The organism is Pseudomonas sp. Pseusp21 (assembly GCF_059492145.1).
The window spans coordinates 2,833,008-2,857,821 of record NZ_CP168520.1; the positions used below are offsets into that span (position 1 = coordinate 2,833,008).

The 24,814-nt window shown below is 62.2% G+C and carries 24 protein-coding genes; 10 read left to right on the forward strand and 14 right to left on the reverse strand.

Annotation, left to right across the window (positions count from 1 at the left end):
* The first annotated feature begins 44 nt into the window (after positions 1–44).
* Together ACEN93_RS12840 and ACEN93_RS12845 are read left to right on the forward strand one after the other, a co-directional pair.
* Positions 45–965, forward strand: a complete 921-nt coding sequence (locus ACEN93_RS12840; protein WP_007958746.1) for a histone deacetylase family protein — start codon at positions 45–47, stop codon at positions 963–965.
* Positions 966–1,140: 175 nt separating this feature from the next.
* Positions 1,141–2,400 (forward strand): TIGR03862 family flavoprotein, encoded by a 1,260-nt coding sequence (locus tag ACEN93_RS12845; protein ID WP_074691537.1) that lies wholly within the window; start codon positions 1,141–1,143, stop codon positions 2,398–2,400.
* A gap of 51 nt (positions 2,401–2,451) precedes the next feature.
* Here the strand turns inward: ACEN93_RS12845 and rhlE1 are convergent, their stop codons facing one another.
* Positions 2,452–3,792, reverse strand: coding sequence for an RNA helicase RhlE1 (rhlE1, locus tag ACEN93_RS12850; RefSeq protein ID WP_007958742.1), 1,341 nt, complete (start codon positions 3,790–3,792; stop codon positions 2,452–2,454).
* 53 nt (positions 3,793–3,845) lie between these two features.
* The gene (gene yedA / locus ACEN93_RS12855; protein ID WP_495611480.1) at positions 3,846–4,784 is read right to left on the reverse strand and encodes a drug/metabolite exporter YedA; all 939 of its coding nucleotides are present in this window, start codon (positions 4,782–4,784) and stop codon (positions 3,846–3,848) included.
* 163 nt (positions 4,785–4,947) lie between these two features.
* Between yedA and ACEN93_RS12860 the strand changes: the two genes are divergently transcribed.
* A complete protein-coding gene (locus ACEN93_RS12860) occupies positions 4,948–5,400 on the forward strand; it encodes an Lrp/AsnC family transcriptional regulator (RefSeq protein ID WP_039771800.1) in 453 nt (150 codons plus the stop codon).
* A gap of 89 nt (positions 5,401–5,489) precedes the next feature.
* Here ACEN93_RS12860 and ACEN93_RS12865 read toward each other — a convergent pair whose 3' ends face one another.
* The 3 genes from ACEN93_RS12865 to ACEN93_RS12875 form a co-directional block, all read right to left on the reverse strand.
* A complete protein-coding gene (locus ACEN93_RS12865; RefSeq protein WP_495611481.1) occupies positions 5,490–6,095 on the reverse strand; it encodes a 3'-5' exonuclease in 606 nt (201 codons plus the stop codon).
* A gap of 17 nt (positions 6,096–6,112) precedes the next feature.
* Positions 6,113–6,592 carry an NYN domain-containing protein gene (locus ACEN93_RS12870; RefSeq protein ID WP_007958730.1) on the reverse strand — a complete coding sequence of 160 codons (480 nt, stop codon included), beginning with the start codon at positions 6,590–6,592 and terminating at the stop codon, positions 6,113–6,115.
* Positions 6,593–6,729: 137 nt separating this feature from the next.
* Positions 6,730–7,488, reverse strand: a complete 759-nt coding sequence (locus tag ACEN93_RS12875; protein ID WP_074691543.1) for a DUF2076 domain-containing protein — start codon at positions 7,486–7,488, stop codon at positions 6,730–6,732.
* 178 nt (positions 7,489–7,666) lie between these two features.
* Between ACEN93_RS12875 and ACEN93_RS12880 the strand changes: the two genes are divergently transcribed.
* Together ACEN93_RS12880 and ACEN93_RS12885 are read left to right on the forward strand one after the other, a co-directional pair.
* Positions 7,667–8,341, forward strand: a complete 675-nt coding sequence (locus ACEN93_RS12880; protein WP_218188769.1) for a YciC family protein — start codon at positions 7,667–7,669, stop codon at positions 8,339–8,341.
* Positions 8,342–8,415: 74 nt separating this feature from the next.
* The gene (locus tag ACEN93_RS12885) at positions 8,416–9,492 is read left to right on the forward strand and encodes an endonuclease/exonuclease/phosphatase family protein (protein WP_495611482.1); all 1,077 of its coding nucleotides are present in this window, start codon (positions 8,416–8,418) and stop codon (positions 9,490–9,492) included.
* Between the two features lie 2 nt (positions 9,493–9,494).
* On the opposite strand, the gene ACEN93_RS12890 is transcribed toward ACEN93_RS12885, so the two are convergent.
* The 5 genes from ACEN93_RS12890 to ACEN93_RS12910 form a co-directional block, all read right to left on the reverse strand.
* Positions 9,495–10,331: an ABC transporter ATP-binding protein gene (locus ACEN93_RS12890; RefSeq protein ID WP_074691545.1), complete on the reverse strand. Its 837-nt coding sequence runs from the start codon at positions 10,329–10,331 to the stop codon at positions 9,495–9,497.
* Positions 10,319–11,122 (reverse strand): ABC transporter permease, encoded by an 804-nt coding sequence (locus tag ACEN93_RS12895; protein ID WP_495611483.1) that lies wholly within the window; start codon positions 11,120–11,122, stop codon positions 10,319–10,321. The genes ACEN93_RS12890 and ACEN93_RS12895 overlap by 13 nt, the downstream gene beginning before the upstream one ends.
* 10 nt (positions 11,123–11,132) lie before the next feature.
* The gene (locus ACEN93_RS12900) at positions 11,133–12,110 is read right to left on the reverse strand and encodes an ABC transporter substrate-binding protein (protein WP_495611484.1); all 978 of its coding nucleotides are present in this window, start codon (positions 12,108–12,110) and stop codon (positions 11,133–11,135) included.
* A 415-nt stretch (positions 12,111–12,525) separates the two neighbouring features.
* Positions 12,526–13,896: an aspartate aminotransferase family protein gene (locus ACEN93_RS12905; protein WP_134333473.1), complete on the reverse strand. Its 1,371-nt coding sequence runs from the start codon at positions 13,894–13,896 to the stop codon at positions 12,526–12,528.
* Positions 13,897–13,928: 32 nt separating this feature from the next.
* Complete coding sequence (locus ACEN93_RS12910; RefSeq protein ID WP_495611485.1) at positions 13,929–15,422, reverse strand: aldehyde dehydrogenase; 1,494 nt, start codon at positions 15,420–15,422, stop codon at positions 13,929–13,931.
* A gap of 239 nt (positions 15,423–15,661) precedes the next feature.
* Here ACEN93_RS12910 and ACEN93_RS12915 point away from each other — a divergent pair, with 239 nt between their 5' ends.
* The gene (locus ACEN93_RS12915; RefSeq protein ID WP_007958716.1) at positions 15,662–16,576 is read left to right on the forward strand and encodes a LysR family transcriptional regulator; all 915 of its coding nucleotides are present in this window, start codon (positions 15,662–15,664) and stop codon (positions 16,574–16,576) included.
* Positions 16,577–16,666: 90 nt separating this feature from the next.
* Here the strand turns inward: ACEN93_RS12915 and ACEN93_RS12920 are convergent, their stop codons facing one another.
* The gene (locus ACEN93_RS12920; RefSeq protein ID WP_169432045.1) at positions 16,667–17,815 is read right to left on the reverse strand and encodes an ATP-binding protein; all 1,149 of its coding nucleotides are present in this window, start codon (positions 17,813–17,815) and stop codon (positions 16,667–16,669) included.
* A gap of 92 nt (positions 17,816–17,907) precedes the next feature.
* Positions 17,908–20,427: an ATP-dependent helicase HrpB gene (hrpB, locus tag ACEN93_RS12925; protein ID WP_495611486.1), complete on the reverse strand. Its 2,520-nt coding sequence runs from the start codon at positions 20,425–20,427 to the stop codon at positions 17,908–17,910.
* Between the two features lie 108 nt (positions 20,428–20,535).
* On the opposite strand from hrpB, the gene pmcY reads away from it, so the two are divergent.
* Entirely contained in the window at positions 20,536–20,955 is a 420-nt protein-coding gene (pmcY, locus tag ACEN93_RS12930) for a periplasmic Zn2+ metallochaperone PmcY (RefSeq protein WP_039771823.1), read from the forward strand.
* Positions 20,956–20,970: 15 nt separating this feature from the next.
* Positions 20,971–21,867, forward strand: coding sequence for a cation diffusion facilitator family transporter (locus tag ACEN93_RS12935; protein ID WP_495611487.1), 897 nt, complete (start codon positions 20,971–20,973; stop codon positions 21,865–21,867).
* Here the strand turns inward: ACEN93_RS12935 and ACEN93_RS12940 are convergent.
* Complete coding sequence (locus ACEN93_RS12940; RefSeq protein WP_103385483.1) at positions 21,861–22,895, reverse strand: DUF6515 family protein; 1,035 nt, start codon at positions 22,893–22,895, stop codon at positions 21,861–21,863. The two genes, ACEN93_RS12935 and ACEN93_RS12940, sit on opposite strands and share 7 nt — an antisense overlap.
* A 455-nt stretch (positions 22,896–23,350) precedes the next feature.
* Between ACEN93_RS12940 and ACEN93_RS12945 the strand changes: the two genes are divergently transcribed.
* The gene (locus ACEN93_RS12945; RefSeq protein WP_007909658.1) at positions 23,351–23,830 is read left to right on the forward strand and encodes an Lrp/AsnC family transcriptional regulator; all 480 of its coding nucleotides are present in this window, start codon (positions 23,351–23,353) and stop codon (positions 23,828–23,830) included.
* 106 nt (positions 23,831–23,936) lie between these two features.
* The gene (locus ACEN93_RS12950) at positions 23,937–24,146 is read left to right on the forward strand and encodes a DUF2788 domain-containing protein (RefSeq protein WP_003228500.1); all 210 of its coding nucleotides are present in this window, start codon (positions 23,937–23,939) and stop codon (positions 24,144–24,146) included.
* Here ACEN93_RS12950 and ACEN93_RS12955 read toward each other — a convergent pair.
* Positions 24,141–24,776, reverse strand: a complete 636-nt coding sequence (locus ACEN93_RS12955; RefSeq protein ID WP_039771829.1) for a pseudouridine synthase — start codon at positions 24,774–24,776, stop codon at positions 24,141–24,143. The genes ACEN93_RS12950 and ACEN93_RS12955 overlap by 6 nt on opposite strands.
* Between the last annotated feature and the right edge of the window lie 38 nt (positions 24,777–24,814).

A 24,814-nucleotide genomic window follows, 5' to 3' on the forward strand; every position in this document is an offset into this window, starting at 1 on the left:
TTAGGCTTTGCACTCTTTCCTGCAGCCTTTATGAATAGTCCACCATGCCGTTGCCGCTGATCTACCACGAAGACTACAGCCCGGAATTTCCGGCGGATCACCGCTTCCCCATGGACAAGTTCCGCCTGCTGCGCGATCACCTGGTGGACAGCGGCCTGACCCGCGACGAAGACCTGCTGCGCCCTGAGCTGTGCCCCGCCGACATTCTCGCCCTGGCCCATGACCGCGGTTATATCGAACGTTACATGAGTGGCGAGTTGTCCCGCGAAGACCAGCGGCGCCTCGGTCTGCCGTGGAACGAAGCCCTGGCCCGACGCACCGTGCGGGCGGTCGGCGGTTCGATTCTGGCAGCGGAAAAAGCCCTGGAACATGGCCTGGCCTGTCACCTCGCTGGCGGCACCCATCACGCCCACTACGATTACCCCGCCGGGTTCTGCATCTTCAATGACCTGGCGATCATCAGCCACTACCTGCTGCAAAGCGGCCGAGTGAACCGGGTGCTGATCTTCGACTGCGACGTGCATCAGGGCGACGGCACTGCGCGGATTCTGCACAACACCCCGGAAGCGATCACCGTTTCCCTGCACTGCGAAAAGAACTTTCCTGCACGCAAGGCCGAAAGCGACTGGGACATTCCGCTGCCCAACGGCATGGGCGACGCCGACTACTTGAAGGTTGTCGATGACGCGCTCAACTATCTGCTGCCGCTGTATCAGCCGGATCTGGTGCTGTACGACGCCGGCGTCGACGTGCACAAGGACGACGCCCTCGGTTATCTGCAACTGACCGACGAAGGCGTCGCCGCCCGCGACGAAAGCGTGATGCGCCACTGCCTGGGCCGCGACATCCCGGTGGTCGGGGTGATCGGCGGCGGTTACAGCAAGGATCGCCACGCCCTCGCCCGCCGCCACGGCATCCTGCATCACAGTGCTCAGCGCGTCTGGCAGTCATCGGGTTGTCATTGAGTTGTGCTGCGTTACCCACAATGGCTGTGGAACGGCCTGTGGATAACCTGAGCGAAAGGGACTACAGCCCACGATGAACATGGCTTGCAGCGCACTGGTTGTTTTTTGATCAGGTCTGACGATGGCCGCTGCTGCTAGAATGCGCGGCTTATTCCGCCACGCTATTGCCGCTGCCATGACCCAGACTTCCGCCGCCCTTCCCGCTCACGTCGCCATCATCGGCGGTGGCCCCGCCGGCCTGATGGCCGCCGAAGTGCTGAGCCAGGCCGGAGTCCGCGTCGATCTGTACGACGGCATGCCCTCGGTGGGCCGCAAGTTCCTGCTGGCCGGGGTCGGCGGCATGAACATCACCCATTCCGAAGCCTGGCCGGCCTTCCTCTCGCGCTACGCCGAACGCGCCCCGAACATCGCCCCGCTGCTGCGCGCGTTCGACGCCGACGCACTGTGCCGCTGGATTCACGAGCTGGGTATCGAAACCTTTATCGGCAGCTCCGGCCGGGTGTTCCCCACCGACATGAAAGCCGCGCCATTGCTGCGCGCCTGGCTCAAGCGCCTGCGCGACAGCGGCGTGGTTATCCACACCCGCCACCGCTGGCTCGGCTGGGATGAAAACGGCGCGCTGCGCATCGACAGCCCCGATGGCGAGAAAACCCTTTCCCCCGACGCCACCCTGCTCGCCCTCGGCGGCGGCAGTTGGTCGCGACTGGGCTCCGACGGCGCGTGGATGCTGCCGCTGGAACAACGCGGTGTAGGACTGGCGCCGTTGCAGCCGAGCAATTGCGGCTTCGAGGTGCAGGCCTGGAGCGAATTGATGGTCAGCAAATTCGCCGGCGCGCCGCTGAAAAATATCGCCATTGGTTTGAATGACGACGTTCCGCGTTTGGGTGAATGCGTGATTACCGCAACCGGCATCGAGGGCAGTTTGATCTACGCGCTGTCGGCGCCGATTCGTGAGGCGATCAATGTGCACGGTGCGGCGACCATTCACATCGACCTGCTGCCCGGCCGTCCTGTGGATAAATTGCAGGCGGCGTTGAGCAAACCACGGGGTTCGCGCTCGATGGCCAAGCATCTGCACAGTCAGGTCGGGATTGATGGGTTGAAAGCGGCGCTATTGCGAGAGCTCACTGATGCGACGACGTTTGCTGATCCGGCACTGTTGGCTGGAGCGATCAAGGCCTTGCCGCTGACGCTGGTGAAAACCCGACCACTGGATGAAGCGATCAGCAGTGCCGGTGGCGTGACGTTTGAGGCGATGGATGAGCGGATGATGCTCAAGGCGTTGCCGGGGGTGTTTTGTGCGGGGGAAATGCTGGATTGGGAAGCGCCGACTGGGGGTTATCTACTGACGGCGTGTTTTGCCAGCGGCCGGGCGGCCGGAGCTGGAATGCTGAAGTGGCTCAACAACAGCGGCAAGCTACAAGCCAAAAGCTAACGACAAACCGCCCTTAACTCGTAGCTTGCAGCTTGAAACTCGCCGCTGCCCTTATGGCTTACGCTTACGCGGCCCGGTATTGAACACCGGCACCTTGCGCACAGGCTTGATCGAAGGCTCCGGCGCCTGAGTCTCGCCGCTGTCCACCCACTTGCCCAGATTGCGCTTGCCACCGCCACCACCGGAAGCCTTGGGCTTTTTCGGTTTCTTCGGCTTCTTGATCACCTGACCACTGGCATCGGTATCCGGCACGCGGTGCTCCGGCACGAAGTCCGGCTCAACCTCGCGCTTCAACGTGCTGCGGGTCAGCATTTCAATCGCCGACAACATGTTCACTTCATCGGCGCACACCAGCGAAATCGCCTCACCGGTCGAACCCGCGCGGCCAGTCCGGCCGATTCGGTGAATGTAGTCCTCGGCAACGATTGGCAGATCGAAGTTGACCACCAATGGCAGGTCTTCGATATCCAGACCACGGGCCGCCACGTCGGTGGCCACCAGAATCTGCACTTCGCTCAGCTTGAAACGGTCCAGCGCCCGCTGCCGGGTCGCTTGCGGCTTGTCGCCGTGGATGCCGTCGGCGTTCACGCCCAGGCCCTGGAGCTTCTCGACCAGCGCGTCCACACCATTACGGGTCTTGGCGAACACCAGCACCTGCTTCCACTTGTTCTTGCGCATCAGGTGCACGAACAGTTCCGGCTTGCGCTTCTTGTCCACCGTCACCACCCACTGCTTGACGGTGTTGGCGGCGACGTTGCGCGGGCTGACTTCGATGCTCTGCGGATCGTTGAGCATCTGCCCGGCCAGCAGGCGGATGTCATCGGAGAAGGTCGCGGAGAACAGCAGCGTCTGCCGCTTCTTCGGCAGCGCGCGATAAATGTTCGCCAGCTCTTCGGAAAAGCCCAGGTCGAGCATGCGGTCGGCTTCGTCCAGCACCAGAGTTTGCAGCTGGTTGAACTTCAGCGCGTTCTGGCGGAACAGGTCGAGCAGACGGCCCGGGGTCGCGACCAGCAGATCGACGCCGCCGCGCAGCTTCATCATCTGCGGGTTGATGCTGACGCCGCCGTACACCGCGTAAGTGCGCAATGGCAGGTTTTCGGCGTACTGGCGCACGGCCTCGTGGACTTGCTCGGCCAGCTCGCGGGTCGGCACCAGAATCAGCGCACGCACCGAGTTGGCGGTGACTTTCGGCCCTTCCATCGCCAGCAGTTGCAGCAGCGGCAAAGCGAAACCGGCGGTCTTGCCGGTGCCGGTCTGGGCCGCAGCCATCAGGTCGCGACCGGCCAGCACGGCCGGAATGGCTTGCGCCTGCACCGGCGTCGGGGTCTGGTAGCCGAGCTTCTCAAGGGAGCGCAGCAAGGGTTCGATCAGGCCAAGGGTGGCGAAAGTCATGGGAGTACCGTAGGAAAAATCAGAGCAAAGTGTGCGATGGCGCGCAGTTTACCCTAATTCGCACGCTGCTCCGTCGCTATGGCAGCCGGCTCGCTGACCACCGGCAGCTGCCGTGGACGGCGCCACTGCGGCAGACTGATCAGCACCACCGCACCGATGATCACCAGCATTGCCAGCGCTTCTTCGATGCCGATGGTCTCGCCGACAAACACGATCCCCAGCAACACCGCCACCGCCGGGTTGACGTAGGCATAACTGGTGGCTGCCGCCGGACGAACGTTTTTCAACAGATACATGTAAGCGTTGAAGGCGATGATCGAGCCGAAGAAGATCAGATACGCCAGCGCCAGCCAGCCTTCCAGCGGCGGCATGGCCTGCAGGTGTTCACCGCTGGCCGCGCTGCCGATCAGCAACACCGCCCCACCGACCAGCATTTCCACGGCACTGGCCATTGCGCCCTGAGGCAGCGGCAAGTGTTTGCTCCACACCGAACCGAACGCCCAGCTCGCTGCCGCGAAAATCAGCAACGCCGCGCCCAGTGGACTCGATTGCAGGTTGGAGCCCATGTTGAGCATCGCGATACCGATAATCCCCATCACCACCCCGGCCCACTCCAGGCGAGTGTTGCGCGCGCCCCAGAAATAACCGCAGAGCAAGGTAAACAGCGGCACCGTCGCTACCGCCAGCGCGGCAACACCCGACGCCACGCCGCTGTGCTCAGCCAAAGTCACCGCGCCGTTGCCGAAGCTGAGCAACAAAATCCCGATGATCCCCGCCGCCTTCCACTGCGCCCAGGTCGGCGCCGGTGCCCCGCGCCAGCGCAGGAACGCGTACATCAGCGTGCCGGCAATCACGAAGCGCACGCCACCGAGCATCAGCGGCGGCCAGTACTCGACGCCGATACGGATCACCAGATAGGTCGATCCCCAAATCACGTACAACGCAAAAAACGCAGCGATCAAGGGCAAGGAAAAACGGCGCAAGGCAGACATGGGCAGCTCGAAAGTCAGACTCAGGGGATTGATTATTCTAGAAAGGCCAACCGCTAAAAATAAGTTACAAAACCTGTTTATAGCGCCGGTACACTTTTGAAAACACGGAGATCGACGGCCAAAACCGCGATTTCGAAAGTCTGGCATTTTCAGGAGTCCGACCTTGGACAAATACGACCGCATGCTGCTCAGCGCCCTGCTCGAAAACGGTCGCGCGTCCTACGCCGACCTCGCCCGCAAAGTGAACCTCTCCGCCCCCGCCGTCGCCGAACGCGTGGCCAAACTCGAGGCCAGCGGCGTCATCACCGGCTACTCGGCCAAAGTCGACATGGCCAAACTCGGCCTGCCGATCCAGTGCGTTATCGAACTGCGCCTGAACCAGCACGGCAACCCGAAGGTGTACGACGAACTGATCAGAATTCCGCAACTCACCGAATGCCACCGCGTCACCGGCGACCCGTGCGTGATCATGCAGGCAGCCGTGGGCTCGATGACCGAGCTGGAAGAGCTGATCAACCGGGTGGCGAAATTCGGGTTCAGCAAGACGTCGATCGTGTTGTCGAGTGCGATAGAGAAGCGGGTGCCGTTGGGGCATATCGAAGGCAACGGCAAGTAACCTTCCCGTCCCGCTCGAGAGCTGGGACGCGGAGCGTCCCGGGCTGCATTCCCACGCGGAGCGTGGGAACGATCAACCGGGGCCGGAATTCAGCGATAACGCTCTAAGTGCTCGCCGACTTTAGCGGCCGGGATTTTCTGCAATTTGCACAGCAAGTCGTGCGATAGCTCGCGCACCCCATGCTTGCGCCGCAACTCATCCGCCAGATGCGCCAGCAAATTCGCCGCCATCTCCGCATCCGCCATCGCCCTGTGCGCCTGGCCGGTATGCGGCAACTGGGCGAAGGTGGTGAGCGTACCGAGCTTGTGGTTCGGCGCTGCCGGCATCAAACGGCGGGCCAACAACAGCGAGCAAGCGAAATTCTGCAAACGGGTGCGTTTGATCCGGCCCAGTTCGAAGTCCCAGAACTTCTGGTCGAAGGCGGCGTTGTGCGCCAGCAGCGGCGTGCAGCCGACGAATTCGTTGACTTCGTTCATCACCTGTTCGGCCGAAGGCGCAGTGCGCAGCATGGCGTTGCTGATGCCGGTGAGTTGTTCGATGAAGGCCGGGACGCGGACGCCGGCGTTCATCAGGCTCTGGTAACGCTCGACGATGCGGCCGTTTTCCAGCATGACCACGGCGATTTCCGTGGCCCGGCAGCTGCTGCTCGGCGAGATGCCGGTGGTTTCAAAGTCGATGACTGCAATGCGTTCCAAACCGGGTTCAACTCCGTTCAATTCTTGAGCAACAGTGCGCCTTCGATCGGCACATAACGGCTGGCGGCACGGATCAGCGAGTTGGCGGTCAGGCCGGGAACACCGTAGGCCACCGCTTGCACGCCGTGCTTGTTGATGATGCGTTCGAGCAGCATGTCGAAGTCGCCATCACCGGAGGCCAGGACGATTTCGTCGACGTGGTCGGCGGCGTCCATGATGTCGAGGGTGATGCCCACGTCCCAGTCGCCCTTGGCCGAGCCGTCGCTGCGCTGGATGTAGGGTTTGAGTTTGACGGTGAAACCGAGGTTGCGCAGGATCTGCTGGAACTGCTGCTGTTTGCTGTCGCCCCGGTCGATCGCATAGGCGTAGGCCTCGACGATCTGCCCGTGCTGGCTGACATCCGCCCACAGCGCCGCGTAGTTGAAGTGGCAACCATAGGCCTGACGCACGGTGTAGTAGAGGTTCTGCACATCGGCGAACACTGCGATTTTTTTCACCGGAGTTCCTGTGAGCGCTGACGCGCATGAGCCGGATCAGGCACCTGGCCCGAAAAAGGCGCTCAGTATGCCAGCCCGAAGGAAGGTTCCGCGAATAATCGGCCCGGGGCGATCAGGCGCCCCGGACGAATGGCGAATCAGACGAAGGAATCGTCGTCATCGAAGAACGATGAGTTGTTGTCGCTGTAGTCGGTGTCGGCAAAACCGCCCTGGTCATTACCGTAGGAGTCGTTGTTGGCCATGCGCTGGTCATCGCCCCAGCCGTTGTTGCTCTGGTCGTTGACCTGGGCCGGCTCTTCCTTGATGACTTCGACGATTTCTTCCGGCTGCTGATTGTGATGGAACAGGCTGCTGATGCCTTGTGCCAGCATCACGCCACCGGCCACACCGGCCGCCGTTTTCAGGGCGCCGCCGAGGAAGCTGCTGCCGGCTGCCGGGGCCGCTTGTTGCTGGCCATAACCCGGAGGTGGCGCGCCGAAGTTCTGTTGTGGCGCGGGCGCACCGAAGCTCTGCTGCGGTGCCGGCTCACGCCAGCCGCCAGTGGAGGCCGGGGCGCTCTGGGTCGGCGCCGGGCGCGAGCTGCTGCCACCGAAGATGCTCGACAGGAAGCCACCACCGCTGGAGGCCGGCGGCGCGCTCTGCGCCTTGGCCGATTGCAGTTCGGCCTGCAATTGCTTGACCTGTTGAGTCAGTTGTTTGTTCTGTTCGTCGAGGCTCTTGAGGGCAGCCTCCTGCACCAGAATCGCCTGGGTCATGAAATAACCTGCGGCCGGCTGGCGCGTCAGGTGTTCCTTGATCCGCGCCTCGGCCTGGGCGTCGCGCGGGGCTGCCTCCGTTTCGGCCTGTTGCAGCCGGGAAAACAGTCCATCGATCAGGGTTTGTTCTTCGCTGTTCATGGCGACCTCGTAGATTGCCGGGGATAACGTTGCCCTCCTCCACGTCGGAGCAGGCGCACCTCTGTAATGGAGGCAGCAACAGAATGTTTCAATGACCTTTACCGAACGTTTACGTTTGCGCAGCGAAACGGATCATCGGTTAAAGTGGGCCACTGTTTTTGACCTGCGATACCGACTGATGAATGCCTTCGATGTGCTGCGCGACTCCCTGTATTTTTTCAAACGCAATCTGGGCCGGATCGTCCAGTTGTGCCTGCCGCTGGTGATTGTCGAAGCCGTGCTGCAACAGGTGGTCGACCATGCCAGCGACCCGGACGGTTACTCGGCCATCAGCGTGATCGTCGGCCTGCTGGTGTATCCGCTGTACACCGCCGCGCTGATTCTGTTTCTCGATGCCCGCACCCGCGGCGAATCCCCGCAAACCCGCGATCTGCTGGCGATGGCCGCTCGTCTGTGGCCGCGCTTTGCCCTGCTGACCGCGCTGAACACGCTGTTGATCCTGCTCGGTCTTTCCCTGTATTTCCTGCCGGGGCTGTGGCTGATGGTCACTCTGGCCTTCGGTGAGTATCTGCTGGTGCTGCGCGGTTACGGCCCGTTGCAGGCGATGAAGGAAAGCCTGCGCCTGAGCCGCGGGCATTTTCTGCGGATTCTGGCGTGCATCCTGTGTGTGATGGGGCCGCTGTGGCTGCTCAAGGGCCTGACCCTGCAGGTCTATCCCGATCCGCAGAATCCGTTGATTGCAGTGCTGATCGACAGCGGTCACAGCTTCCTGCAACTGTTCACCAGCGTGGTGCTGTTCCGCCTGTTCATGCTGATCAGCGAATTGCCCGACAAACGTGACGGATTAGTCTGACTGCACCGAGCTTGGGCTGATCGATGGGTCTCGGGTATGCTCGGGACCACTTCCGTATCGCTATAAGCCGAGCCATGACCCGTCTACTGCGCTACATCCTGTTGCCCGTACTGCTCGCCCTCGCCCTGATCGGCACGCTGATCTACAGCCTGACCTGGCGCCCCGACGCCCGGGAAACCCTGCCGGTCAGTTGCACCGGGCAACCGCCGACGCTGGTCCCCGGCCAGGCCCTGAAAGTCATGACCTGGAACGTGCAATACCTGGCCGGCAAGCGCTACGTGTTCTGGAATGACCTGGCGCAAGGCGACGACGAAGCCCCGACCCCGGAAGACATGGCGTTCAGCCTCGATGAAGTGGCGCGGGTGATCCGCGACGAACAGCCCGACGTGGTGCTGTTGCAGGAACTGGATGACGGCGCCAAGGCCAGCGACTATCAGAACCAGCTCAAGCTGTTGCAGGAACGTCTGACCGACCTCTATCCGTGCAGCGCCCACGCCTTTGACTGGAAGGCCGACTTCGTCCCGGAACCGCACATCTTCGGCAGCGTCGGCCGGCAACTCGCGACCCTCAGCCGCTACCGCATCGAACACGCCGAGCGCCTGCAATTGCCGGTGCAGCCGGCGAACCTCATCAGCCGTCAGTTCCAGCCGAAAGATGCGCTGCTCGCCACCACTTTGCCGCTCAGCGATGGCGGGCAACTGGTGGTGTTCAACACCCATCTGAATCGCGCCGTACAGCCGGACGACACCTTGCAGGCGCAGGTGACCGCGGTGGCCAAGGTTCTCGACAAACACGAAAGCCACGGCACGCCGTGGCTGATCGGCGGTGACTTCAACCTGTTGCCGCTCGGCCAGTACCGGCGCCTGCCCACCGAGCAGCGCACGCCTTACTCCGCCGACAGTGCGCTGCATGTGCTGTGGGACAAGTACCCGATGATCCCGACCAACAACGAAGCCAGCGGCATCGACCGCGCCAAATGGCTGACCCATTACCCCAACGACCCCGGCCTCAACGGCCCGGACCGCACGGTCGATTATTTGTTCTACAGCCCGAAGATCAAACGAGTCGAAGCCACAGTGCGGCAGGACGATACGTTGCGCATTTCCGATCATCTGCCGGTGATTGCCAAGTTCCTCCTGCCACCCAACTGACCTCAATGAGTCTCTTCGAGATCATCGTGCAACAGCCCGAAGATCTGCCGTTTCATGTCGATGAACGAGCGCTCCATCACCATGTCCAGGGTGCGTGGGCGTTCGATCGGCACATCGAGAATCTGCTTGATCCGCCCAGGCCGCGCGCCCATCACATACACCCGGTCGCCAAGCAGGATCGCCTCGTCGATGTCGTGGGTGACGAACAGCACGGTCTTCTTGCTGTTGCCCCACACCCGTAACAACAGCTGCTGCATTTGCAGTCGGGTCTGGCTGTCGAGGGCGCCGAAGGGTTCGTCCATCAGCAGGATCTGCGGATCGTTGGCCAGTGCCCGGGCAATCGCCACCCGCTGCATCATGCCGCCGGAGAGCTGCTTGGCGTAGTTGTCGGCAAACCCGGACAAGCCGACTTCGTGCACATAGTGATCGACGATTTCCTTGCGCCGCGCCGCCGGCATGCCCCGTCGCTTGAGGCCGAACTCGACGTTCTGCCGCACCGTCAGCCACGGAAACAGCGTGTAGCTCTGGAACACCATCCCGCGATCCGCGCCGGGGCCCTGCACTTGCTGGCCGCCGACGTAGATTTCGCCAGAGGTCGGCTCGGCCAGGCCGGCAGTGAGGTACAACAGGCTCGACTTGCCGCAACCCGACGGCCCGACCAGTACCGCGAACTGCTGATCCGGCACTTCGAACGACACTTCTTCCAGCGCAGTGAATGTACCGCCGCCGGGTTTGCTGTAGCGCAGGCTGACCTTGTCCACCTGCAACCTTGGCGCGGCGTGTGCCGGTGCGGCGACCGGCTCGATGAAACGACGGTTGGCAGCGGTTACTGAGCCCATGCGGCAATCCTCAAACGCAAGAAGCGGAACAGTTGATCGGTGACCAGGCCGAGCAGGCCGATGATCGCGATGGCGAGAAAAATCACATCGACCTGAAAGCCGCGCATGGCCTTGAGGCTCAAGTAACCGAGGCCGCTCGATGCGGCGACCAGTTCGGCGACCACCAGATAGGTCCAGGCCCACCCCATGGTCACCCGCAAGGTGTCGAGCACGCCGGGCAACGACGCCGGGGCGATCACGTGCAGCACCGCGTCACGCCGGGTGGAGCCGAGAGTGTAGGAGGCGTTGATCAAGTCTTTGGAGATGCCTTTGGACACGTCGGCGATCATCACCAGTTGCTGGAAGAACACACCGAAAATGATCACCGACACCCGCTGCTCCAGACCGATACCGATCCAGAGGATGAACAGCGGCACGAACGAGGTCACCGGCAGGTAGCGAATGAAATTGACCAGCGGTTCGAGGAACGCCTGGACGATGCGAAAGCTGCCCATCAGCAACCCCAGCGGCACCGCCACCAGCGACGAAACAATGAAACCGACCATCACCACTTCGACACTCGCCCAGACATGCTGGCCGAGGGTGCCATTGCGGCTCAGGCGCACCGCGGCCTCGACCACCGCGCCGGGCGTCGGCAGGAACATCTCCGGCACGATGCCGCCGTAGGACAACCCGGCCCACAGGCCGACCAGCAACACCCAGGCCAGCCCGCTGGCGCTCCACACCACCGGCACCGGCAAGCCGGTCTTCGGCGTGATGCAACGGCTCAGCCATGAATTGCGCTTGAACATGAGCAGTCTCCTAGAGCGGGCTGACGAAACGGTTATCCACCAGATCGTCGTTGCTGACGTTGTAGGGCTTGCCCTGCAATTCGCTGGCGGTTTCGTTGGCCAGTTTGATCAACGGCTCGCTGTCACCCGGCTTGCCCGGCGAGCCAAGCAGTTTTTCGCTCATGGCCTGATCGTAGAAGCGCACGCCCTGCGCGGCGGCGGCCAGTGCCTTCGGATCAGACAGGTAACCACCGACGCCCTTGGCCATGATTTCGTAGGCTTGCTGTGGATGGTCCTTGGTGAACTGCACCGCTTTATAGAGGCCGGCGACCAGCGCCTTGACGTCTTCCGGCTGCTTCTCGATCACCGTGCAATTGAGCGCCACCACATCGACGATCACCCCCGGCGTACTGCTACTGTCGATCAGCACCTTGCCCTGCTGCTTGTCGCGCACCATCGACAGGTGCGGCTCCCAGGTCACGGCGGCCGGCACGCGACCGGCGATGAACGCGGTGGCGGCATCGTCGGCGGTCATGTTCTGCACGGTGATGTCGCTCATGCTCATGCCGTTCTTTTTCAGCAGGTACGACAGCCAGAACTGCGAGGTCGACCCTTCGTTGACGGCCACGGCCTGGCCCTTGAGTTCTTGCAGGCTCTTCACGTTCTTGCCGACCAGCACACCGTCGCCGCCATGGCTGTCATCCAGCGCGGCCACGGCCTTGAAGCAGAACTGCGGACGGTACTTGAGTACTTCGTCGATGGTCGAGGCCGAGCCGGACAATTGCCCGGACGCCTGGGCGGCCATGTACATCGACGCTTCTTCGACCACCGGCAATTCGACGGTCAGGCCGTTTTCCTTGAAGTAGCCCAGATCCTGAGCCAGATACAGGGTGCCGTAACCGACCCACGTGGTGTGGCCGATCGACAAGGTGCCAGCCTGAGCGGCGGTGACGGAAAGGGCGGAAATCGCCAGAGGACCTGCAAGACGGGTAAACAAGGACTTGTTCATGGAGCACTCCCAACGCTGTTGATTTAGTTGTCATGGGCAGTACGGCCAGCCGTGGTCTCGCGGTTGCACGCTGCGGTCTCTGCTGGACTCTGGCGGGCAATGCCTTGGCTGGCGAAATCGATGTTGACCCAGGCTTGGCCTCAGGAAAACGAGGAAATAGTTAGACGCGAACGATGAAAAAACTGGGTAGTGCGCACCGCGAAAGGGCGCGTCGGGCGGGGGTGCCCGAGGTGGGTGCAGATGGGAAAAAGTCTGGCGGAGATCGTTCCCACGCTCTGCGTGGGAATGCAGCCCGGGACGCTCTGCGTCCCATTCGAGAGCTGGAACGCGGAGCGTCCCTTGAGGCATTCCCACGCAGACGGTTCGACGCCTCGACGTGGGAACGATCAGGACACGGAACGAGCGATCGGGGGAGTTAGAGCCGGCCGTATTCCTGCGCCGTACGATCCAGCGCTTTCAACGTCTTACCCACCAGCTCGTCAATCTCTTCACGACTGGCAATCAACGCCGGCGCCATGATCATCCGCCCCAGTGTCGAGCGAATGATCACCCCCTCTTCAAAACCGATCGTGCGGCAGCGCCAGGCGATGTCGTTCTCATTGGCAAAGCGCTTGCGCGTGGCCTTGTCTTCGGCCAGTTGCAACGCCGCAACCATGCCCGTGCCCTGGATATCGCCCACCAACGGGTGATTGCCGAACACCTCGCGCAGGCACTGTTGCAGGTACGGCCCGATGTCATCCTTGACCCGCGTCACCACGCCTTCATCGCGCAATGCCTTGAGGTTGGCAATCGCCACAGCCGCCGCCACCGGGTGCCCGGAATAGGTCAGACCATGGGCGAACACACCGCCCTGCTCCACCAGCACGTCGGCCATTTTCTTCGACAGGATCAGGCCACCCATCGGGATGTAACCGGAGGTCAAACCCTTGGCGATGGACAGGGTGTCCGGCTCGAAACCGAAGTATTCGTGGGCGAACCATTCGCCGGTGCGACCAAAGCCGCCGATCACTTCATCGGCACACAACAGCACGTCGTACTTGCGGCAGATGCGCTGGATTTCCGGCCAGTAGCTTTCCGGCGGGAAGATCATCCCGCCCGCGCCCTGGAACGGTTCGGCGATGAATCCGGCGACCTTGTCGGCGCCCAGTTCGAGGATCTTCGCTTCCAGTTGCTGCGCCGCCCGCAGGCCGAATTCAGCCGGGGTCAGGTTGCCTTCGTGGGCGAAGAAGTACGGCTCGTCGATGTGCGCGATGTCGGGAATCATCCCGCCCATTTCATGCATGAACTTCATGCCGCCAAGGGCCGTCGCCGCCAGGGTCGAACCGTGATAGCCGTTCCAGCGGCCGATCATGATTTTCTTCTCGGGCTTGCCCAGCACCTGCCAGTAACGGCGGACGGTACGGATCAGCACCTCGTTGGCCTCGGAGCCGGAGTTGGTGTAGATCGCGTGGCTGTAGTGGCCCGGCAGCAGGCTGAACAGCAACTCGGAGAGCTCGATCACCTGCGGGTGGGTGGTGTGGAAAAACATGTTGTAGTACGGCAACTGCTCCAGTTGCCGACTCGCCGCGGCGTTCAGATCCTTGCGCCCGTAACCGAGGTTGGTGCACCACAGCCCGGACATGCCGTCGAGGTAGCGCCGACCGTCGTTGTCCCACAGATGCAGACGCTCACCGCGCACCATCACCCGTGGGCCTTCGTCGTTGAGGGCCTTCTGGTCGACGAACGCATGAATGTGGTGCGCTGCATCGGCGGCCTGGTAGTCGCGGGTTTCACGTGAGGTGGTCATCGCCGGATCTCCTTTCTTGTTGTGAGCGGCTGTCATGAGCGCAGTTGAAACCAGGTGGTTTTCAACTGGGTGTATTTGTCGAACGAGTGCAGCGACAGATCGCGGCCGAAACCGGATTGTCTGCCGCCGCCGAACGGCACGGTCACGTCCAGCGCATCGACGCTGTTGACCGACACCGTACCGGCTCGCAATTGCCGCGCCACCCGGTGCGCGCGGTGCAGATCATCGGTCCACAGCGACGCCGCCAGACCGTAGACGCTGTCGTTGGCCAGTCGCAAGGCGTGGGCCTCGTCATCGAACGGCATCACCGCCAGCACCGGGCCGAACACTTCTTCACGAAACAGGGTCATGTGCGGCTGCACGTCGGTGAAAATCGTCGGCTGAACGAAGTTGTCCGAGCCGTTGAAACTCAATTGACGGCCGCCACAGACGCGGGTCGCGCCTTCGCGTTCGGCCTGATGGATGAAGCGCAGAACGCTTTCGGTCTGACGGGTGTCGACAATCGCCCCGGCCGCACTCGCCGGGTCCAGCGGATCGCCCGGCTGCCAGCGTTCGGCCTGGGCCTTCAGTCGTTCGACGAACTCATCATGAATCGAGCGCTCCACCAGCAACCGCGAGTTGGCCGAGCAGACTTCGCCCTGATTGAAGAAGATCCCGAACGCGGCTTTCTGCGCCGCCAGATCCAGATCCTTGCAGTCGGCGAACACCAGATTGGCGCTCTTGCCGCCGCACTCCAGCCACACCTGTTTGAGGTTCGACTGCGCGGAGTACTGCATGAAATATTTGCCGACCTGCGTCGAGCCGGTGAACACCAGACAATCGACATCCGGGTGCAGGCCCAAGGCTTTGCCGGCCTGTTCGCCGAGCCCCGGCAGCACGTTCATCACACCGGCCGGCAGCCCGGCTTCCAGCGCCAGCTCGGCCAGACGCAACGCGGAGAACGGTGATTGCTCGGCGGGTTTGAGAATCACCGAATTGCCCGCCGCCAGCGCCGGGGCGAGTTTCCACGCGGCCATGTCCAGCGGGAAGTTCCACGGCACCACAGCCGCGACCACGCCCAGCGCTTCGCGGGTGATGGTCGCCAGCACGTTCGAGGCGCTCGGCGCGACCTGATCGTAGAGCTTGTCGAGGCTTTCGGCGTACCAGCGCAACACCCCGGCGGCGCCCGGCACGTCGATGTTGCAAGCGTCCATCACCGGTTTGCCCATGTTCAGCGAATCGAGCAGCGCCAGTTCTTCGCGATTGGCCAGAATCAGATCCGCCAGCCGCAGCAGCACTTGCTTGCGCTCGGTCGGTGAACGCCCGGCCCAGGTGCCGGCCTCGAACACCTGTCGCGCATTCTGCACCGCCGCGTCAACATCCTCTTCACCACACGCGGCGACGTTTGCCAGCAGCTGGCCGGTGGCCGGGTTGATCGCGGCAAAGGTCTGCCCCGACTGCGCCGCACGCAGTTTGCCGTCGATCACGGCCTGGTACGGATAGCTCAATTCAGCGGCCTTGCGCTGCCAGTCTGCAAGCTCGAACACGGTGGTTGCTCCTTGGACTTTTATTCTTTTGAGAACAGTGCGGGGTCGATAGTCGCTCAGGCCCGTGCGCGCTAAAACCAGTAAAAATGTCTTCGCAGACAATAAAAAAGGTAACCAGCCGATGGCCCCTTCGCGCGCGTATGGGGCTATTGTTCAGGGACAAAAAAACCGCCGACAGAACGGAGGCCGGCGGCTTACAAATTGCTTGGATGTGAAATCCGTTCGCTTTGAGGTTCACCGTGGCCGCTTACAACCTGCGTCAGTTGAAATACTTCATCACCACCGTCGAATGCGGCAGCGTCGCCGAAGCGTCGCGCAAGCTGTACATCGCGCAACCGGCGATTTCCACAGCGATCAAGGGGCTGGAAGACAGCTTCGGCGTGCAACTGCTGATCCGCCATCACGCCCAGGGCGTGTCCCTGACGCCGAGCGGTGCGCGGTTCTTCCGCAAGGCTCAGGAACTGCTGCGCATGGCCAAGGAGTTCGAACAGAACGCCCTCGCCGACAACGACGTGGTGGCCGGGCAGATCGATATCGGCTGTTTTGAAACGGTGGCACCGCTGTACCTGCCGCAACTGATTGCCGGCTTCTCGGCGCTGTATCCGGGGGTGAAGATCCGCATCCGCGACGGCGAACAACAGGAACTGGTGCAAGGCCTGACCTCGGGCACCTTCGATCTGGCAATCCTGTACAAGCACGACCTCGACGCCACCATCGAAACCGAACCGCTGATGCCGGCCCAACGGCCTTACGCCCTGCTCCCGGCCGATCACCGCTTCGCCCAGCTCAAACAGGTTTCGCTGCGCGACTTGTGCCTGGAACCGATGATCCTGCTCGACGTGCAACCGAGCCGCACCTACTTCGTCAGCCTGTTCGAAGAACTCGGCCTGTCGCCACGCATCGAGTTCAGCTCGCCGTCGATCGAAATGGTGCGCGGCATGGTCGGCCAGGGTTTCGGCTTCTCGATCCTGGTCACCCGCCCGCATTCGGAATGCACCTACGACGGCAAGAAAGTCGTGTGCGTGGACATCGTCGAAGACGTCACCGGGTCAGGCCTGGTGGCGGCGTGGCTCAAACGCGGACAACTGACCAAACCGGCGCAGCTGTTTGCCGATTATTGTCGGGAGCAGCTGACGGCGAAGGCCAGCCGATGAAAATCAAAAGATCGCAGGCTGCGATCTTTTGATACCAGCTTTATAAAACTCAGGCTGTCGCCGGAAAGCCGATGCCAACCCCCAAAAAACCTATTGATCGTTTTCCGTACCGAGTTGAGGGTCAATTTCAACGAAGTTCCGACGCAAGTAACCTTCCATGGCAATGTCTTCAATCGCCCACTCACCATGCCCGAGGTTGCCGACCAGGTCGCGGCGTTGCAGGCGCTTCAAGGCAGTCTGAACCGTCGCCGCGCTGGGCACGTGGCCACCGGGCATCTCGCTGCCAATCCACTCGCGTCCTTCGGTAGAAAAAATGGGAAGCCCCCTCACCAGCCCGATAAGTACGGTGAAATCCAGAGGTGCCATCTCCAGGATCAGGTTTTCGAAGTTGCCTTCGTCGGTCATAGTGCTCCAGGCTCGATGATCTGCATCTCGCACACTGAGCCCCTCAGTAAGGCACAGCAGGAATACGTCGCGAATGTACTTGGGCATGTATCCCCGGGCAGCGAAACGCTCGAAAGCGGCGTTTACCTCCCACTCCCTTCCGGTGATTTCCTGGAACCGCTGGCCCAGATGCTGGACAAATTCCAGGCCAAGATTAGGAAACTGGATCTCGTGGCTGAACTGATAGAACGGTGCTTTGGTACGACGAAACATTCGATGCAGGCCATCCTGGGAGGACCCTGTAAACACTGCAAAGACTTCACCGTGCGCGTGCTGCAGTAGCGAACGGAGCGTAGCAGTCAAGTCTTCGAATTCTTTCCGGCTCGCCAGATGCTGAACCTCATCGATGATCAGCAGCGCCTTGCCGTTACCGAGTATCCGGAAGCGCTCGAAGAGCTCGATCAGGTTCAGTCCGCCCTCCTTCGCCAGCTCGGCCTTCACTGTTACGCCGTCGGTACTGGCGCCGGCCTCCACCGACTGGACCAGAGACCCCGGTCGCATGAGCTTCAGCCAGTTGCGTCGCAAGAACCCTGTACCGTGGATGGCCTCATACAACGCACCCGCGATCACCCGCTCAGGATGCGCCTTGTCAAACCACAGGTCTGCTGTTGCAACAATAAAGCCGTGTGCCTTGGCAATCGGTATCAGATCGTTGATCAGAAAGGTGGTTTTGCCCTTGCGCCGAGGCGCGAATATCGTCGCGGCGTTCTGCAGGCGTGACTCGAAAGTGACCAGGATTCCTTCAGCCAGGTTGGTGCGAGGGAAGAGCAGCGAGTCCTTGGTTTCCGGAGTCATTATGAGCCTTTATGTCAAAATACATAATTTATGAATAAAGAAATAATTACGCATAATTGAGGAAGATGGAAGGCCTACCTGAATGCCGTCTGTTACGTACCCCGTGGTTTTGCCCGAGCAGTGGCTTCAGCCACCAATGGATCATCCGGCCAATAGTGCTTCGGATACCGCCCCTTCAGATCCTTCTTCACTTCGGCATAGGTGCTGCGCCAGAAGTTGGCCAGATCCTGCGTCACCTGCACCGGGCGCCGTGCGGGCGACAGCAGGTGCAGTTTGACCACTTGCCGGCCGCCGGCGATGCGCGGTGTGTCGGCGAGGCCGAACAGCTCCTGCAAGCGCACCGCGAGAATCGGCGGTTGCTCGCTGTAGTCGAGTCGAATCGACGAGCCCGACGGCACGCTCAGGTGATGCGGCGCCTGTTCGTCGAGCTGTTGCGGCAGTGGCCAAGGCAACAGATTTCGGACGATGCTCGACAGGTCGAGGTTGGCGAAGTGGCTGAGGCGCGAGACCTTGCTCAGGTAGGGCATCAGCCAGTCTTCGAGGGTTTTCAGCAGTGTGGCGTCGCTGACATCCGGCCATTGGCTGTCGCCCTTGGCGTCAAGATCGAGTTGGCGCAGCAACGCGACTCGCGCCTGCCACTGGCGCAGTTCCGGGGTCCACGGCAGCAGTTCCAGACCCTTGCGCCGCACCAGATTGACCAGCGCCTGACTGCGGGCGTTTTCGTCGAGACCGGTCAGCGGCTCGCGGCTGAGGATCAGTTCGCCGACCTTGCGTTGGCGCTCGGCGCGCAGCACACCTTCGCGCTCGTCCCAGTCCAGTTGATCGACGTTGTGCACCTGTTCGGCGAGCACCGAATCGAACAGCGCCGGATCGAAATCTGCCGCCAGATAAATCCGCTCTTCACGCTGGCCTTGGCGGCTGCCGAGGTCGGCGATCACGATCCACGGTTCCTTCATCAGGCTGTCGGCTTCGGCGAACAGCGCCGCGCGGCCGTTGGCCAGACGATATTCGGCGCCACCGGCACGTCGCTGCTGGGCGACGCGATCCGGGTAGGCCAGCGCCAGCAAGGCGCCGAGCCAGCGTGGGTGATCCGGATCGGCGACCGGCTCGCTCGGTTGCCCACGCAGGTAGCCGCGATATTGCCGCGCCAGTTGCCGGGCACGCTGCACGCCGCCCTGGGCACCGCGCGCCGCGCGTTCTTCGCCGGACAACAGCACCAGACGACTGTGCAGATCCGCCCCGGCGCCGCGCAAAATGTCCCGCTCGCCGAGCAACGCGGCGACGTCGCATGCCATGTTCGCCAGACCCAGTGCCTGACCGCGCAAAAGCAAATGAGCGATGCGCGGATGGGCCGGCAATTCGGCCATGGCCTGACCGTGGCGGTTGAGGCTTTCACCGTCCAGTGCACCGAGGCGCTGCAACAGGTCTTGAGCCTGTGCATAAGCGGCGGCCGGCGGCACGTCCAGCCAGATCAGATCACTCGGCGCCACGCCCCAGCGACCGAGTTGCAAGGCCAGCCCGGCGAGATCCGCCGAGAGGATTTCCGCGCTGCCATAAGCCGCCAGTTGCTCATGCTGGTCCTGCGACCACAGGCGATAACACACGCCCGGCTCCAGACGCCCGGCCCGGCCCGCGCGCTGAGTGGCGCTGGCTTTGGAGATGCGCTGTGTGTCGAGGCGAGTCATGCCGCTGCCCGGATCGAAACGCGGCACCCGCGCCAGCCCGGCGTCGATCACCACGCGCACGCCGTTGATGGTCAGGCTGGTCTCGGCGATGTTGGTGGCCAGCACCACTTTGCGCTGGCCCGCCGGGGCCGGGTCGATGGCGGCGCGTTGTGCATTCAGGTCGAGTTCGCCGTGCAACGGGCAGAGCAAGACGTCGCTGCGCTCACCGATGGCGTCCGCCAGTTGCTGATGAACCCGCCGGATTTCCGCCTGCCCCGGCAGAAACACCAACAGGCTGCCGGTTTCATCGTGCAGCGCTTCGAGCACCGTTTGCGTGACGCGTTGATCAATGTACTCGCCGGGCTGGAACGGCCGGCCCCAGCGCATCGTCACCGGGAACATCCGGCCCTCGCTGCGCAGGATCGGTGCGTCGTCGAGCAAGCCGGCCAGACGTTCGCCTTCAAGGGTGGCGGACATCAGCAGAATCTTCAGCGGTTGTTCAGCTCGAAACAGCTCGCGACCGTTCAGACTGAGGGCCAGCGCCAGATCGGCGTCGAGACTGCGTTCGTGAAATTCGTCGAAGATCAGCAGACCCACGCCTTCCAGCGCCGGGTCGTCCTGCAAGCGCCGGGTGAGGATGCCTTCGGTGACCACCTCGATGCGGGTGTTGGGGCCGACTTTGCTGTCGAGGCGGATGCGATAACCGACGGTTTCACCAACCTTCTCGCCCAGCTCGCTGGCCAACCGTTCTGCGGCTGCGCGGGCGGCCAGCCGACGCGGTTCGAGCATGAGAATGGTCTGCCCGTTCAGCCACGCTTCATTGAGCAGGGCCAAGGGCACGCGGGTGGTTTTACCGGCGCCGGGCGGCGCTTCGAGCACGGCTTCGTGACGTGTCGCGAGGGCTTCACGCAGGGCGGGTAAAACGTCATCGATCGGCAACGAATTCATACTGGCTCCAAAACAGAGCGGCGAGTATAACGGCGAACTGCCAGGCGTTCGTCAGGGTCTTAACTTCACACGATGACGTTTCGTTAACAGATGACTCAGGAGATTCCCATGCGCTTACCTTTTCGCCTGATCGGCGGTGTACTGGTTGCCACCCTGCTCACTCAGATCACCGCGTGCGGTTCGATTTTCTACCCAGACCGGCGCGGCCAGATCGACGGCAAGATCGACCCGGCGATTGCCGTGCTCGATGCCGTGGGCCTGCTGTTCTATATCCTTCCCGGCGTGATCGCGTTTGCCGTGGACTTCGCCACCGGCGCGATCTACTTCGAACCGGGCCACACGGCGCAGGTCGATCCGGCCAAGCTCAAGCAAGCCATCGGCCCGGACGGTCAGGTCGATAACTTGAAGTTGCAGGCTATTCTCGAAACGGAGCTGGGCCGCAATCTGCCGCTGGACGACCCGCGCCTGATCCAGCACAAGGGCAGCACCCAGCAACTGGCGATGTTCGGCCTGCAACCTGCCGCATAAGGAATTGACGCCCCCATGACCACAAGCACCGAACACGCCCGCCTGCTGCGGCTGGCGACCCGCGCCTCGGTGGCGGTGGCCTGTACGCTGATTATCGCCAAAGCCATCGCCTGGTGGCTGAGCGGTTCGGTGAGCATGCTCGCCGGCCTCACCGACTCGGCCCTCGATGGCGTCACTTCGTTGCTCAATCTGCTGGCGGTGCATTACGCGCTGCGTCCGGCGGACGACGATCACCGTTATGGCCACGGCAAGGCCGAGTCGCTGGCGGGCATGGCGCAGGCGCTGTTCATTGGCGGCAGTGCGGTGCTGATCGCGTTTCAGGCTTATGAGCGCCTGAAACATCCCGAGCCACTCGGCGCGCCGTGGCTGAGCATTGGTGTGATCGTATTTTCCCTGCTGCTGACTGTCGCACTGTTGATGCTGCAGCATCGGGTCATCAAGCAGACCGGCTCCAACGCCGTGCGGGCGGACTCGCTGCATTACCGTTCGGACCTGTTGCTCAACGGCAGCATTCTGATTGCGCTGGTGCTGGCCGGGCTGGGTTTCGAACAACTGGATGCGTGGTTCGGTCTGGGGATTGCCGGGTACATTTTGTGGAGCGCAATCCAGATCGCCCGGGAAAGTTTTTCGGTGCTGATGGATGAAGAGCTGCCGGCGGATGTCAGTCAGCACATGCTCGAACTGGCCTGCAGCGTACCGGGCGTGTTGGGCGCGCATGATTTGCGCACACGGATTTCCGGCAATCACTGGTTCGTGCAGTTGCACCTGGAATTGCCGGGGGAATTGACGCTGTCAGTCGCCCACGGCATCAGCGATCAGGCGGCGGATGCCATTCACAAAGCTTACCCACGGGCCGAAGTGCTGGTGCACGCCGACCCGCAGGAAGTGGTCAAAGCCGCTCGGGCTCAGTAGTTGACCTGATAACCGCGACTGCTCAGGCAATTGCCCTGGGCCTGGCGGTAGGCCTGCACCACTTCGGGTGCCGGTTGGTAAGTCGCGGTGCGCGGATTGAAGCCGCTCTGCTGCACCGCGTACTGATAGCACTCATAGCCGTCGCGCTGAACCTGCTCCGGTGACTGGCCGTTGGCCGGATACGCCTCCACGTCATAACCATTGCCGGTCGGCTGCGGTGGCTGCTGCGCCGGCGGTTCGACCACCACGTAATCCTGCGTCGCTTCCTGATAGGCGTAGTACGAGCCGGCGGCAAGGAACAGCAGCGAGCCGCCGATCCACACTTCCCGAGCGTAATCCGGCAGGTACTGGATGCGAATCCCGCGCGGCGGCTGAACCACGATGTAGCGCGGGCCTTGCGGGCGATACCAGTAACCGCCGGAGTAGAAATAGTCCTGGCCGCGATACGGCACGCGGTAATCCCGATCCGGGAAACGGTCGATCACATGACCCGGCCGGTATTGCGGACCGGGGCCCCAGCCGTTGCCATGCCCATCGGGTCGACCCGGCCAGCGGTTGTCGTTGGGGCGGTTGCCGGTCTGCCAGTTCTGGTGATAACCGTTCTGCGGGCGCTCGTCGCGGTAGTAACCCTGACGCGGTTCCTGGGTCTGGCGCACGGTGTCGGGGCGCGGCTGGATCGGCAGATCGTTGGCCGGCAATTGCGGCGGCGGTGGCGGCTGGCGCACCGGATTGGGGTTATAGGCCGGACGTGGCTGGTTCTGGTTCTGCCACTGACCGTGGTTCTGCTGACCGTTGTGCTCGAACTGGCGGCTATTGTCGCCACGAATGATGTCGTTGTTCTGCCGCTGCGGACTGTTCTGGCCGCGCTGCTGATCACCGCCGCCATGCCCCTGATTGTTGCCCTGATGCTCCGGCCCGCGTCCGCCGCCGTCGGGGCCGCGATTCTGCGGCTCATCCGCCAGCGCTTGCGCACCGACACTCACACACAGCAAACCAACACTGGCCAGACGCCAGATGCGCGACTTCATGGAATTCCTCACTGCGGACTTGAGCCTGAAATTAAGAGGGCGTGTAGCTAAGACCGGAGATGGACACACCGGGTTCTGCTACAGGTTATCAGTCACGTCATTTATTTATTGAGCGAGATGGGCCAAATCGCGGGCAAGAAAAAAGGGAGACCCGTCGGCCTCCCTTCTAGAGAACTTCGTCCTGGCTCGACGCTTTTGACGTCGGCTCACCTCACGCCGTCTTCTGGACAGTGTGCAGCTCGGGGGCCGGCACAACCCCGGTGGGGGTGGCGGCCGCGGCGGGCCGGATTGGGCGGGCCGCAGTGGACTGTGTTACCGAGCAGTGATTCTGGTGATAAGAATAGGCCCGGAGCCGCGACAGATGATTGCGAAGATTGCTCAAATAAACATCACTTGCGCAATTTTTAACCCTGGATAGATAATCCGCCGCAATAGTTAAGACAAAGGACCGTTTGATGAGCAAACTCGACCGTTACGACCTGAGTATTTTGGCGGAATTGCAGCGCGACGCCCGCATCTCCAACCAGGAACTGGCCGAGCGCATCGGTCTGTCGCCCTCCCCGTGCTCGCGCCGGGTCAAGCAACTGGAGGATGACGGCTACATCTCCCGTCAAGTCGCCCTGCTCGATCGCAAGATGCTCGGCCTGAGCCTGACCGCCTACGTGCTGATCGGCATGGACCGCCACACGCCGGAGCGTTTCGAGAACTTTGAAGCCGCAATCCGCACTTTGCCGCAAGTGCTGGAATGCAGCCTGGTGACCGGGGTGGATGCCGACTATCAGCTGAAAGTGGTAGTGCCGGACATGGATCACTATCAGAAGCTGCTGCTGGGGCATCTGACCCGGATCGAAGGCGTAACCAGCGTGCGCTCGAGTTTTGTGCTGAATCAGGTACTCAACAGCACCGAACTGCCGCTGACTCATCTGCGCAGCTGAAATCGACGAATGACTGCGGCACACCGACGCAGGTCAATGCTGCGTCGTTCACCGCTGGCGTATACTCCCGGCCGCCCTTTCAGCCGCGCAGCGCCGGAGATGCCCGATGGATCCAGCAGTATTTGAAGAGTGGATGATGACTGGCCTTGTCAGCATCCTGATCATTTTCATGGGTTTCATCGTCTGGGATCTGGCGAAGAAGTCCAAGGCCGGGCGCTTCGGCTCGTTCATTCTGTTCTTCGTGCTGGGCCTGGGCGTGGCCGCGTTCATCATCAAGAGCGTGGTGATCGGCCTGATCGAATCCGGCGCCTTATAAACGCGCCGGCACTTCTTTCCACTGGCCCTGATCGAGCCCTTCGATCGTCCAGTCACCAATCCTGACCCGCACCAGCCGCAACGTCGGCAGCCCCACCGCCGCTGTCATCCGCCGCACCTGGCGGTTGCGCCCTTCGCGAATCACCAGCTCCAGCCAGGTTGTCGGAATCGTTGCGCGAAAGCGTACCGGCGGATTGCGCGGCCACAGCTCGGGCTCATCCAGTTGCCGCGCTTGCGCGGGCAAGGTCATGCCGTCATTCAGCTCGACGCCGTCACGCAGACGCTGCAACTGCTCGGCTGTCGGCACGCCTTCGACCTGCACCCAATAGGTTTTCGCCAGCTTGTGCTTGGGGTCGGCGATCCGCGCCTGCAACTGGCCATCGTTGGTCAGCAGCAGCAAACCTTCGCTGTCACGATCCAGCCGCCCGGCCGGATAGATGCCCGGAATGTCGATGTAATCCTTGAGCGTCGCCCGCCCTTCACCGTCGCTGAATTGCGTCAGCACATCGAACGGTTTGTTGAACAGGATCAGCTTCGGCTCGGCCGGTGGTGCCTTGGCGACACGGCGCGGGGCTGAAGAGGATGGCTTCACGCCGGGGCGGCGAGAAGGTGGACGTTGGGGACGGGACATGGGCAAAACAACATCTGGCGATCTGGGCTGACAATGCT